General features: G+C 59.6%; 14 protein-coding genes. 10 read left to right on the plus strand and 4 right to left on the minus strand.

What is annotated here, in order from left to right; genetic code table 11:
* Positions 1-254: 254 nt before the first annotated feature.
* Positions 255-1751, plus strand: coding sequence for a replicative DNA helicase (locus tag ACTJK5_RS07195; RefSeq protein WP_062425631.1), 1497 nt, complete (start codon positions 255-257; stop codon positions 1749-1751).
* Positions 1752-1816: 65 nt separating this feature from the next.
* On the opposite strand, the gene ACTJK5_RS07200 is transcribed toward ACTJK5_RS07195, so the two are convergent.
* From ACTJK5_RS07200 to ACTJK5_RS07210, 3 genes are all read right to left on the minus strand, one after another.
* Entirely contained in the window at positions 1817-2119 is a 303-nt protein-coding gene (locus tag ACTJK5_RS07200; RefSeq protein ID WP_335322694.1) for an AzlD family protein, read from the minus strand.
* Positions 2116-2826 (minus strand): AzlC family ABC transporter permease, encoded by a 711-nt coding sequence (locus ACTJK5_RS07205; RefSeq protein WP_335322695.1) that lies wholly within the window; start codon positions 2824-2826, stop codon positions 2116-2118. Before ACTJK5_RS07205 ends, ACTJK5_RS07200 begins: the two co-directional genes overlap by 4 nt.
* 74 nt (positions 2827-2900) lie before the next feature.
* The gene (locus ACTJK5_RS07210) at positions 2901-3758 is read right to left on the minus strand and encodes an AraC family transcriptional regulator (protein WP_335322696.1); all 858 of its coding nucleotides are present in this window, start codon (positions 3756-3758) and stop codon (positions 2901-2903) included.
* Positions 3759-3837: 79 nt separating this feature from the next.
* On the opposite strand from ACTJK5_RS07210, the gene alr reads away from it, so the two are divergent.
* The 5 genes from alr to ACTJK5_RS07235 all read left to right on the plus strand — a co-directional run bounded on the left by alr (position 3838) and on the right by ACTJK5_RS07235 (position 9711).
* A complete protein-coding gene (gene alr, locus ACTJK5_RS07215; protein ID WP_335322697.1) occupies positions 3838-5013 on the plus strand; it encodes an alanine racemase in 1176 nt (391 codons plus the stop codon).
* Between the two features lie 111 nt (positions 5014-5124).
* A complete protein-coding gene (gene radA, locus ACTJK5_RS07220) occupies positions 5125-6528 on the plus strand; it encodes a DNA repair protein RadA (RefSeq protein WP_062437950.1) in 1404 nt (467 codons plus the stop codon).
* 93 nt (positions 6529-6621) lie between these two features.
* The gene (locus ACTJK5_RS07225; protein ID WP_062425636.1) at positions 6622-7209 is read left to right on the plus strand and encodes a CvpA family protein; all 588 of its coding nucleotides are present in this window, start codon (positions 6622-6624) and stop codon (positions 7207-7209) included.
* A gap of 138 nt (positions 7210-7347) precedes the next feature.
* Complete coding sequence (gene purF / locus ACTJK5_RS07230) at positions 7348-8841, plus strand: amidophosphoribosyltransferase (RefSeq protein WP_062425637.1); 1494 nt, start codon at positions 7348-7350, stop codon at positions 8839-8841.
* 129 nt (positions 8842-8970) lie between these two features.
* Positions 8971-9711, plus strand: coding sequence for an SDR family NAD(P)-dependent oxidoreductase (locus ACTJK5_RS07235; RefSeq protein ID WP_113260786.1), 741 nt, complete (start codon positions 8971-8973; stop codon positions 9709-9711).
* Here ACTJK5_RS07235 and ACTJK5_RS07240 read toward each other — a convergent pair.
* On the minus strand, positions 9689-9922 hold the full coding sequence (locus ACTJK5_RS07240; protein ID WP_162741857.1) for a hypothetical protein: 234 nt from the start codon (positions 9920-9922) through the stop codon (positions 9689-9691). The two genes, ACTJK5_RS07235 and ACTJK5_RS07240, sit on opposite strands and share 23 nt — an antisense overlap.
* Here ACTJK5_RS07240 and cysS point away from each other — a divergent pair.
* The 4 genes from cysS to ACTJK5_RS07260 are packed head-to-tail and all read left to right on the plus strand — an operon-like array spanning position 9921 to position 12448.
* Entirely contained in the window at positions 9921-11306 is a 1386-nt protein-coding gene (cysS, locus tag ACTJK5_RS07245; protein WP_113260787.1) for a cysteine--tRNA ligase, read from the plus strand. The genes ACTJK5_RS07240 and cysS overlap by 2 nt on opposite strands.
* A 46-nt stretch (positions 11307-11352) precedes the next feature.
* The gene (locus ACTJK5_RS07250) at positions 11353-11508 is read left to right on the plus strand and encodes a DUF559 domain-containing protein (RefSeq protein WP_113260846.1); all 156 of its coding nucleotides are present in this window, start codon (positions 11353-11355) and stop codon (positions 11506-11508) included.
* Positions 11505-11978, plus strand: a complete 474-nt coding sequence (locus tag ACTJK5_RS07255; protein ID WP_112359593.1) for a GFA family protein — start codon at positions 11505-11507, stop codon at positions 11976-11978. The genes ACTJK5_RS07250 and ACTJK5_RS07255 overlap by 4 nt, the downstream gene beginning before the upstream one ends.
* Positions 11978-12448, plus strand: coding sequence for a GFA family protein (locus ACTJK5_RS07260; RefSeq protein WP_113260788.1), 471 nt, complete (start codon positions 11978-11980; stop codon positions 12446-12448). Before ACTJK5_RS07255 ends, ACTJK5_RS07260 begins: the two co-directional genes overlap by 1 nt.
* Positions 12449-12458 lie beyond the last annotated feature (10 nt).

Consider the following 12458-nt stretch of genomic DNA (forward strand, 5'->3'; position numbering starts at 1 on the left):
TTCAAGTGTCTTTGGTGGATTGGAGCCATGCCTTAAAATCATGGCGGAGCATGCCTGATTCGCTCGCTACCTGAGACGTCAGCCGAATCATCCTGTGGATTAATGGGGACAACCCGTTATGTTGGGTCCCCCGCCTCTCTTTAGGTAAGGTGAGGTGTAAGTGTTGCCTTCAGGTCATTGACGGCAACGCCTCCAGGCTTCAAACCGGCAGGCTTGCAGAACAGAAGATAAGGCTAAAGGGAGATCACGAGACCATGAATGACGCCGTGAGAAAGATCACCCCAGCGCCCGCCGCCGAACCGCTTTACCGCGAGGCGCCCAACAACATTGAGGCCGAGCAGGCGCTGCTGGGCGCCATCCTCGTCAACAACGACGCCTATTATCGCGTGTCGGACTTTTTGAAGCCGGTGCATCTTTATGAGCCCCTGCACCGCAAGATTTTCGAAGTGGCGGGCGATATCATCCGCATGGGAAAGACGGCCAACCCCGTCACCATCAAAACCTTCCTTCCAGCAGACGATAAGGTCGGCGACCTCACCGTTGCCCAATATCTTGCGCGTCTTGCTGCCGAAGCGGTTTCGATCATCAATGCCGAGGATTACGGCCGGGCGATCTATGACCTGGCGCTTCGCCGCGCGCTGATTCAAATCGGTGAGGATGTCGTCAACATCGCCTATGACGCGCCGCTCGACATGCCGCCGCAGGCGCAAATCGAAGACACCGAGCGCCGCCTTTTCGAACTTGCCGAAACCGGGCGCTATGATGGCGGCTTCCAGTCCTTCAACGATGCGGTGGCGCTCGCGATCGACATGGCCGGCGCTGCCTTCGAGCGCGACGGCAATCTGTCCGGTATTTCCACCGGCATCCATTCGCTCGATGCCCGCATGGGCGGCCTGCAGCGTTCGGACTTGATCGTGCTTGCCGGACGTCCAGGCATGGGCAAGACCTCGCTTGCCACCAACATCGCCTATAACATTGCAGCCGCCTACGAGCAGGAAGTGCAGCCGGACGGCACCTACAAGGCCAAGAATGGCGGCGTCGTCGGCTTCTACTCGCTCGAAATGTCGTCCGAACAGCTCGCAACCCGTATCATTTCGGAGCAGACGGAGGTCTCATCCTCGAAAATCCGCCGTGGTGACATCACCGAAGCCGATTTCGAAAAGCTCGTCGCCTGCAGCCAGATGATGCAGAAGGTACCGCTTTATATCGACCAGACCGGTGGTATCTCGATTGCGCAGCTTGCCGCGCGCGCGCGCCGCCTGAAGCGTCAGCGCGGTCTTGATGTTTTGGTGGTCGACTACGTTCAGCTGATGACCGGCTCCGGCAAGGGCGGTGAAAACCGCGTGCAGGAAATCACCCAGATCACCACCGGCCTGAAAGCGCTCGGCAAGGAACTCAACGTTCCGATCATCGCGCTCTCACAGCTCTCCCGTGCGGTGGAAAGCCGCGAAGACAAGCGCCCGCAGCTCTCCGACCTTCGTGAATCGGGTTCCATCGAGCAGGACGCCGACGTGGTGCTCTTCGTGTTCCGTGAGGAATACTATGTGAAGAACATGGAACCGCGCGATCCCGCAGACCCGAAATATGCCGAGTGGGAATCGCTGTTCGACAAGGTCAAGGGCACGGCCGACGTCATCATCGCCAAACAGCGTCACGGACCGACCGGCACGGTGAAGCTCGCCTTCCAGGCGGAATTCACACGCTTTGCGGATCTGGCCGATCCATCCTTCAGCCAGTATGAAGAGCACTGATAGTCCCCGCCTCATGTGTCAGCAAAGATGAGGCGGAGTCTTTTCAAGGGGATAGCGGCGGCGGTTCAGAAACCGATTCCGCGCAAAACCGCCACGGTTACCACACCAGCCGTTGCGGCTGACAGAAGCGAAAGGCGGGTCGCAGCGAGCGCGGTGACAACGCAGCTGATGGTTTCGGCAAGGCCGCTCGTCAATGCTGTTGGGGTGACGACGGCCATCAGGACCGCGGGCGGCACGGCGTTGAGCGAGCGTTTGGCCCGATCCGTCATCTGGACATGGCGGATGAGAAGGAGACCGCCGAAACGTGTTGCGAGTGTCGCGACGGCCATGGCGAGGATGGTCAGCAGCGTGTTGGCGTCGATGCTCATTGGGGCATCTCCGCCTCATCCTTGGCGAAGGCGGCAACGGCCAGTCCTGCAAGAGCACCGGCAGCGATATACCATGCGCCGGGTACGTATCTATGGGTGACGAAGGCGGACGTCGCACTCGCCAGAAGAACGAAGCCCGTTTGCCTGCCTTTCCAAAATCCCATCAGAAGCACGATAAAGACCGCAGGGAATGCAAAATCGAGGCCGATGATGGTCGTGTCTCCCATGACGGAGCCGAGCAGAGCGCCTGCCAGCGTTGACAGGTTCCAGACGACATAGATCGAGAGAGCAGCAGCGGCGAAAAATGCCGGACGGAGCGTGCTCGTCATGCTGCGAAATTCCGCCAACGCCCAGGATTCGTCCGTCAGGACCGGCATGGCAAGCCAGCGCTGCCAGGGCTTGAAGCCCTCCATCTTCACGCCGATCGAAGCGCTCATCAATATGTGTCTGAGATTGACGAGGAGTGCCGCAAAACCGAGCGCTCCCCAGCTTGCTGGGTGGGTCCACAGGTCCATGGCGACGAATTGCGAACCGCCGGCGAAAACGAGGAGTGACATCAGGCAGGCTTCCAGCGGCGACAGGCCTTTGCTGACGGCGATTGCGCCGAAGACAACGCCAATCGGCACCATGGCGACCAGCAGCGGGGACGCAGCTTTGAGGCCGGCGATTAATTCCTGGCGTCCCTCAGGTTTGGCTTTGCTCGACATGTCATTCTCCTTTTTCAGGAGATGCATCTAGGGAACAGCGGGTCGGCCCGTATTGAACGAAAATGATCTGCAGGTCATGCGGCGCGGAATTGACCCGGCGTTACGCCCGTGCGGGCCTTGAAGTGGCGCGTAAAATGCGCCTGATCGGCAAACCCGCATTCGAGCGCAACCGAAGCCGGGCTTTCTCCCTGACGCAACAGATGCCTTGCTCGGCGGATGCGGATATCAGTGAGATAGGCATGCGGCGTGATGTGGAATTCGCGGCGGAAGGCGCGGATCAAATGCGCACGGCTGAGACCCGCCATACCCGCCAATTCCTCAAGCCCGACATCCGTATCGAAGTTGTCGTTGAGATATTCACGCGCCTGATAGACCGCGGTTTTCTCGCGTGTCTGGACGGGCAAGATGATGGCGCTGCCGTGCCGGGAAAACAGTTCTGCCAGAACCGAGAACATGCCTTCATCCGCCTCCAGTGCCCCTGCCCCGTTTTCCAACCCGCGATGGGCAATCTGGAAGGCCTGCGCCATCTTGGGATCATGCGGCAGGAAGCTTGGGAAGGACGGCGTGCCGTGAAAGGCGCGACCCGTCATGTCTTCGATGACCTCAGACAAAAGCGCGATATCTGGATAGATCATGCGGTATCGATAACCGTCACCGCCGGGGGCACCGTCGTGTATCTGGCCGGGATCGATCAGGTAGAGATGACCGGGGCCGGTGCGCTCCGTCGTGCCCTTGATGGTCGAAATCTGCGAACCGTTTTCGATGGCGCCGATGGAAAATGTATCATGCGCATGCGGCGAAAACTCATGCGTCAGGAACGTCGCCGTCATGCACTCCATGCCTTTGAAACGCTTGTCCCGCCAGAACCTGGTGGTTTCTGCGCGCGAAAGCGGCATGTGGTCGGTGGCCTGTTCCTGCGAAACATTGTGCATAGCTCGGGTTTAGACCAATCCGTCATGACCGTCTTGAACAAAAGTGATAGACCACGCAGACATTCAAAAGGTGCAGACCATGACAGACGACCTCGATGACAGCTTCTCCGAAATGGATGCGGATGCATTCGAAAGCGCACCCCTTCGACTGACCGTCGATCTCGCCGCACTTGCGGATAACTTTCGTGACATGCAGCGCCGTTCCGGCAAGGCACGCGCCGCCGCCGTGGTGAAGGCGGATGCCTACGGCATGGGGATCGAGGATTGTGGCGGAACGCTTTATCACGCCGGTGCCCGGGATTTCTTCGTCGCCAGTGTGTTGGAGGGCGTGACGCTTCGTCCTCATGCGCCGGAAGCGCGCATCTTCGTTCTTTCCGGCATCTGGCCGGGCCAGGAGCGCGATGTCTTCGCCCATGATCTCGTGCCAGTCGTTGCCTCTGAAGAGCAGCTCTCCTTCTGGACGAGCGCTCTGGCGGAGCGCGGTGATCATCCGTTTGCGCTGCATGTCGATACGGGTTTCAACCGGCTTGGGCTTCCACTCGAAGACGCGCTTTATCTCGCCGATGACCCGACACGTCCGGCAAGCTTCGACCCCGTGTTGGTCATGTCTCATCTTGCCAGCGCCGACACCCCCTCTTCGCCAATGAACAAGGCGCAACTTGAGTCATTCCGAAGAGTTAGCGCGGCTTTCGAAGGTATCGAATCAAGCCTTTCAGCCTCTGCCGGAATCTTCCTCGGCCCGGACTACCACTTCGATCTGACGCGTCCGGGTATCTCGCTTTACGGCGGCGAAGCGGTCAACGACATGAAGAACCCCATGCGCCCGGTCGCCAAGGCGGAGGCGCGGATCATCCAGATTCGCGAGGCCGGTGAAGGGCAGACGGTGAGTTATGGCGGCACCTATCAGTTGAAGCGTGCGAGCCGTCTGGCGATCGCGGCCGTGGGTTATGCCGATGGCTATTCGCGATCGCTCTCCGGCTCCGGCATTCCGCTGCGCGAGATGGGCCGCGGCGGCGCGGAAGGATTCATCAATGGCTATCGCGTTCCGGTCGCCGGCCGCATCACCATGGACCTCACCATTTTCGACGTCACCGACGTGCCGGAACGTGCCATTCGCGCAGGCGACTATATCGAGCTCTTCGGGCCGAACGTGCCCGTCGATGAAGTGGCGCGGGCCGCGGGCACCATCGGCTACGAGATGCTGACAAGCCTCGGGCTTCGGTATGAGCGGCAATATCTGATCGGCGACGAGTAACGATTTCCACCTCTTGGAAAGCTCGAACGATCCGTGCTAGATGAGAACAAAACGGGATCGAAATTCTTCGCGACCCCGCTGGTTCATCTCTTAAGAAAAAGACTGACATTCATGGCCAAAGCCAAGACACAATTCGTCTGCCAGAACTGCGGCACGGTGCACACCCGTTGGGCCGGAAAATGCGAGGGCTGCGGCGAGTGGAACACCATCGTCGAAGAAGACCCCATGGGCGGAATTGGCGGCGGCCCCGGCAAGACGCCGAAGAAGGGCCGTCCCGTCACCCTCACCTCGCTTTCCGGTGAAATCGAGGAGGCACCGCGCATTCCGACCGGCATGAGCGAACTGGATCGTGCGACCGGCGGGGGCTTCGTGCGCGGATCGGCGGTGTTGATCGGTGGCGATCCGGGCATCGGAAAATCGACCCTTCTGATGCAGGCTGCGGCGGCACTCTCCCGGCAAGGTCATCGTGTCGTTTACGTCTCGGGCGAAGAGGCTGTGGCACAGGTGCGCTTGCGGGCGCAGCGTCTTGGTGCGGCGGACACCGACGTGTTGCTGGCGGCTGAAACCAACGTCGAAGATATTCTGGCGACGATTTCCGAGGGCAAACGGCCCGATCTCGTCATCATCGATTCCATTCAAACGCTGTGGAGCGACACCGCCGATTCAGCGCCTGGAACTGTCACGCAGGTGCGCACCGGCGTTCAGGCGATGATCCGGTTTGCCAAGCAGACGGGTGCCACCATGGTGCTGGTCGGCCATGTGACGAAGGAAGGCCAGATCGCCGGTCCGCGCGTGGTGGAGCACATGGTGGATGCCGTGCTCTATTTCGAGGGCGATCGTGGGCATCATTACCGCATCCTTCGTACCGTCAAGAACCGTTTCGGGCCGACCGATGAAATCGGTGTCTTTGAAATGTCGGACAGGGGTCTGCGCGAGGTCTCCAATCCATCGGAACTTTTCCTTGGAGAGCGCAACGAAAAGTCCCCGGGTGCGGCTGTTTTCGCCGGTATGGAAGGCACGCGGCCAGTGTTGGTGGAGGTTCAGGCCCTAGTGGCGGCCACTTCGCTTGGCACACCGCGTCGTGCTGTGGTGGGATGGGACTCCTCACGCCTTGCCATGATTCTTGCCGTGCTCGAGGCCCATTGCGGCGTGAAGCTTGGCCAGCACGATGTCTATCTCAACATCGCCGGTGGCTACCGGATTTCGGAGCCCGCAGCAGACATGGCGATTGCTTCTGCACTGGTTTCCTCGCTTGCCGGTCTTGCCCTGCCTGCCGATTGCGTCTATTTCGGCGAAATCAGCCTGTCGGGCGCAGTGCGGCCGGTTTCCCAAACGGCGCAGCGGTTGAAGGAAGCCGAGAAACTTGGATTTTCCGCCGCATTTCTGCCTTCCGCGTCGGCAGAACTCCCGAAGGGCTCAAAGGGGCGCTGGACGGAGATTGAAAGCCTCCCCGATCTCGTGGCGCGCATTGCCGGCTCGGGCAACCGCTTCAGACAGGCTGAGGAAGACGAATAATGATCCTTTCGCTGGTTACCCGGCTAGTGTAAGAGGATCGCAAATTGGCACAGCGGCGCCCTGTTTGGGTGCTGCGACCTCCGGAGTTGGTAAATGCCCATTACGATTTTCGACGGTATCGTTCTTGCCGTTGTGCTTTTCTCCGCCGTTCTCGCCATGGTGCGCGGGTTCTCGCGTGAAATTCTGTCCATCGCAAGTTGGGTTGGCTCCGTTGCAGCTGCTTATTATCTCTACCCGCTGCTGCTTCCCTATGCGCGCAACTATACCGATGACGACAAGATCGCTATTGCCGGTTCGGCCGGTCTGGTCTTTCTCGTTGCGCTGATCATCATTTCCTTCATCACGTCGCGCGTCGCCGACTTCATCATCGACAGCCGCATTGGTGCGCTGGATCGCACACTCGGTTTTCTCTTCGGTGCAGCGCGCGGCCTGCTTCTGCTCGTCGTCGCGGTCGCCTTCTGGAACTGGCTGGTCGATGTCAGAACCCAGCCCGAATGGGTGACGCAGGCTAAGTCCAAGCCGTTCCTGGATGGTTTGGTCGGAAAGCTTGAGGCGGTTCTGCCGGATGATATCGAGCCTCAAATCCGCGCTCGAATTCTTGGCAAAAAGACAGAGACAACACCTGAGCAGGCGCCCGCGGAAGACGCACCGGCGACCACGACACCGGTACCAGCGAATTGATGCGATAGCGCGCCTTGCAATAGATGCAAGGCGCGCTATTTGTGCTAGATACTTCGACATAGGCAGCAGACAGGCCAAACCGGCAAAGCAATTCGTCGGGGCGGTTTTTGTTTTTGGCAGTAAGCAAAGGCAAGCCAGATGAATGAGCCGCTTTCGCATTCCACCTTCAATGACATTATCGATGGCGATACGCTGCATGAGGAATGCGGTGTGTTCGGCATCCTCGGTCACGCGGATGCGGCGGCCCTGACGGCACTCGGCCTGCATGCTCTCCAGCATCGCGGTCAGGAAGCGGCCGGTATCGTTTCCTTCGATGGCAAGCGCTTCCATCAGGAACGGCATATGGGTCTGGTGGGCGATCACTACACCAACCCCATGACACTTGCCCGCCTGCCTGGCTCGATCTCTATTGGTCACACCCGCTACTCCACCACCGGTGAAGTGGCGATGCGCAACGTTCAGCCCCTGTTTGCCGAATTGGAAGAAGGCGGTATCGCCATTGCCCACAACGGCAACTTCACCAACGGCCTGACGCTTCGCCGTCAGATCATCGCAACGGGGGCGATCTGCCAGTCCACGTCCGATACCGAAGTCGTGCTGCATCTCATTGCGCGCTCGCGCCACTCCTCCACCGCCGACCGCTTCATCGACGCGATCCGCCAGATGGAAGGCGGCTATTCGATGCTTGCGATGACCCGCACCAAGCTGATTGCTGCGCGCGACCCCACGGGCATTCGCCCGCTCGTCATGGGCGATCTCGACGGCAAGCCGATCTTCTGTTCGGAGACCTGTGCGCTCGACATTATCGGCGCGAAATTCGTGCGTGACGTGGAGAACGGCGAAGTCATCATCTGCGAAATCCAGCCAGATGGCTCGATCAGCATCGATGCGCGCAAGCCGAACAAGCCGCAGCCTGAGCGCCTCTGCCTGTTCGAATATGTCTATTTCGCGCGTCCCGATTCGGTCGTCGGCGGTCGTAACGTCTACACGACGCGCAAGAACATGGGCATGAACCTCGCCAAGGAAGCACCGCTTGAGGCCGACGTCGTCGTGCCGGTGCCGGATGGCGGCACACCTGCAGCGCTTGGTTTTGCGCAGGAAAGCGGCATTCCGTTTGAATACGGGATCATCCGCAACCACTATGTCGGTCGTACCTTCATCGAGCCGACACAGCAGATCCGCGCTTTCGGCGTGAAGCTGAAGCATTCCGCCAACCGGGCGATGATCGAGGGCAAGCGCGTCGTTCTGGTGGATGATTCGATCGTTCGCGGCACGACATCGGTCAAGATCGTACAGATGATCCGTGAAGCGGGCGCCAAGGAAGTCCACATCCGCGTCGCCAGCCCTATGATTTTTCATCCCGATTTCTACGGTATCGACACGCCGGATGCCGACAAGCTTCTCGCCAACCAGTGTGCTGACGTGGATGCGATGGCGAAATATATCGGTGCGGACTCGCTCGCCTTCCTGTCGATCAACGGGCTCTACCGCGCGGTTGGCGGCGAGGACCGCAACCCTGCCCGGCCGCAGTTCACCGACCATTACTTCACCGGCGAATATCCGACCCGCCTGCTCGACAAGAACGGCGAGTCGATGGGCAGCAAGATTTCCATGCTCGCCAGCAACGGCTGATCGCTTCAAGCCCGCATCGAAACTGCGGGCTTTTCTCTGCGGCCACCTGCGACCTTGAAGCCGCTTGCCGGACATGTCCTCCCTCAGTAAGAGAGAGCGGACGACCGAACGACATTCAGGGGGGGGACCATGACCATCGACCTTAAAGGCCGGATCGCACTCGTGACCGGCGCTTCACGCGGCATCGGCTATTTCACCGCGGTCGAACTGGCGAAAGCCGGCGCCCATGTCATTGCCTGTGCGCGCACCGTCGGTGGCCTCGAAGATCTGGACGACGCCATCAAGGCGGTCGGTGGAACGGCAACGCTCGTTCCCTTCGATCTCGCCGACATGAAGGCGATCGACGCGCTCGGCGCCTCTATCCACGAACGTTGGGGCAAGCTGGATATTCTGGTCGCCAATGCCGGGATGCTTGGCGTCATTTCACCTGTCGGCCATATCGAGGCCAAGGTGTTCGAAAAGGTGATGAACATCAACGTCACCGCGACATGGCGCCTGATCCGCTCGGTCGAGCCGCTTCTGTTGAAATCCGATGCCGGGCGTGCGCTGATCCTGTCGTCCGGCGCGGCCCATTCCTGTCGTCCGTTCTGGGGCGTTTACTCCACCTCAAAGGCTGCCGTCGAAGCGCTGGCACGCACCTGGGCTGCCGAAACCGAGCAGACGCATCTGCGCATCAACAGCATCAATCCGGGCGCGACGCGCACGGCAATGCGGGCTCAGGCGATGCCCGGCGAAGATCCCGACACCCTGCCCCATCCATCGGAAGTGGCCCAAGCCATCGTTCCGCTTGCTTCGCCGGAGCTTACAGAGACCGGCAAGATCTATGTGGTTCGCGACCGGAAATTCGTCAGCTATCGCGCACCGGAATGACTTGCGACCCAGCGTAAATCTGAAAGCGATGCTCTTGACCGACAACGGGCATCGTTTCATAAAGCAAGCCATGAAAATAACGATCTGCCGCTGCTGCTGAGTTGAATTTTGCTGGTTTAACACCCGGCCAGATCGTTTTCGTCTCCTGAAAGGTCAAAGCAGACAAACGCTCCGGTGGGGTCAATCTCCGATACCCGAAGGAAATACGCATGTCCTTGCGCCTGAAGCTCTACAACACGCTGACCCGCGAAAAATCCGAATTTCAGCCGATCGATGCGAAGAATGTGCGCATGTATGTCTGCGGCCCGACGGTCTATGACTACGCCCATATTGGTAACGCCCGCCCTGTCATCGTCTTCGACGTGCTTTATCGCCTGTTGCGACATGTCTATGGCGAAAACGGCGTCACCTATGCGCGCAACATCACCGATGTGGACGACAAGATCAACGCGCGGGCGCTTCGCGATTACCCGGACCTGCCGCTGAACGACGCGATCCACGCGGTGACGGAAAAGACCGCCAACCAGTTTCATCAGGATGTCGCAGCCCTTGGCTGCCTTGAGCCGACGGTGGAGCCGCGCGCAACCGATAACATTGCCCAGATGATCGACATCATCGAGAAGCTGATCGCGCGTGGTCACGCCTATGTGGCAGCGGGCGAAGTGCTGTTTGATACAAAATCCATGAGCGACTACGGCCAGCTTTCCAAGCGCCCTTTGGACGAACAACAGGCCGGCGCACGCATCGCGGTCGATGCGCACAAGAAGAACCCCGGCGACTTCGTGCTGTGGAAGCTTTCAAGCCATAACGAACCCGGCTGGGAAAGCCCGTGGGGTCGCGGCCGCCCTGGCTGGCATATCGAATGCTCGGCCATGTCGGGACGCTATCTTGGCGAGGTCTTCGACATTCACGGCGGCGGCCTCGACCTGATCTTTCCCCATCATGAAAACGAGATCGCGCAATCGCGCTGCGCTCACGGAACGCATGTGATGGCCAACGTCTGGATGCATAACGGCTTCGTGCAGGTCGAAGGCCGCAAGATGTCGAAGTCCGACGGCAATTTCGTTACCATCTATGATCTCCTGCACACCGAAGCCTTTGGCGGGCGCAAGTGGCCCGGCGAGGTTCTGCGGCTGGCAATGCTGATGACGCATTACCGTGAGCCGATCGACTTCTCGGTGAAGCGTCTGGAGGAAGCCGAGCGGCTGCTGGCGAAGTGGCCTGCTGCGGAAGTGGGCGACGCCGATATCGACCAGAGCGTGCTCGACGCGCTTGTGGACGATCTGAATACCGTCGCCGCCGTCCAGGCGCTGCATGCTCTGGCCCAGGCCGCCAATGCAGATCCGGAAAAGCTTCCCGTGTTTGCGGCAAGTGCGGCACTTCTTGGCGTGCTGCCGAAGAAGACGGAAGTGGATGAGGCAATTGCTGCCGCTGTGGATTCTTTGGTGGCTATGCGGTTGGAGATGCTGAAGGCGAAGAATTTTGCCGAGGCGGATCGGATCAGGGACGAGTTGTCGGCCAAGGGCATTCAGTTGAAGGACGGCAAGGACAAGGAGACGGGGGAACGGGTGACGACTTGGGAGTTGAAGCGGTAGGGTTTCAAACTGCCGGTCTTACTTTTCATTCGCAGCTTACCCCCCTCTGCCCTGTCGGGCAGGTCGCTACGACCGGCAAAGAACCGAAACTCTCAAGCAAAACGGCTGGACCGTCATCCGCTCCTGGAACGATGACGTCCTCCACCAGATAGACGATGTGTGCCTCAACATCCTGCGATCTATACCAAAGGAGCCATCATGACCACTCACACCGGCGGATGCCAATGCGGCGCGATACGGTTTCGAGCAGAAGGCGTTTTGAAGGATAGCTCGATCTGCCATTGTCGCATGTGCCAGAAAGCGTTCGGGGCCTATTATGCCCCACTCGTTTCTGTGCGTGGTGTGGAATTTCATTGGACACGCGGTCAGCCGAAGCGGTTCCAATCCTCCAACCATGTGAGGCGGGGCTTTTGCGGTGACTGCGGGACGCCGCTGACCTATGAGGCGCCGGATGGTATGGCGATTGCGGCGGGTGCCTTCGATGATCCAGCGGCGCTACCGCCCGTCATCCAATGGGGCGTCGAGAACAAGATCGGCTTTGTCGATCATCTTCACACTCTTCCGCAAGAAGAAACCGAGGCGGATTTGACGTCTGCAAGTTTCATCGCCGGCCTTGTATCCTATCAGCATCCGGATCACGATACAGTGGAGTGGCCAGAGGAGAAGGGTTGATGAGCGAGGCAGGATATTCCGGTGGGTGCCAGTGCGGGGCAGTCCGCTTTCATGCGGGCAAGCTTGGCCGGCCGTCGATTTGCCATTGCCGCATGTGCCAGAAGCATTTCGGCAATTTCTTCGGCGCGCTGGTCACGGCTGATCAGGCGCACCTCACATGGACCCGCGGCCAGCCCAGCCTTTTTCGCTCCTCCACCAAGATTTATCGCGGCTTCTGCAACAAATGCGGCACGCCGCTGACCTATCATTATCCGGGCGGCGTCGAGATCGCCATTGGCGCCTTCGATCACCCCGATCAGATCGAGCCACAGGTGCAGGTGAACGCGCATATGCAGATGCCTTGGATCAAGGCGCTGTTCGACAAGCCGGAGATCAAGCAGAGCGTCGACGAAAGCACGATCATATCCTATCAGCATCCGGACCACGACACCGCGGTCTGGCCACCCGAAGACGAAGCAAACAAGGCATAGCATCAAGGAC

This window comes from Agrobacterium sp. 22094, from assembly GCF_052046015.1.
GTDB lineage: Bacteria > Pseudomonadota > Alphaproteobacteria > Rhizobiales > Rhizobiaceae > Agrobacterium > Agrobacterium cavarae.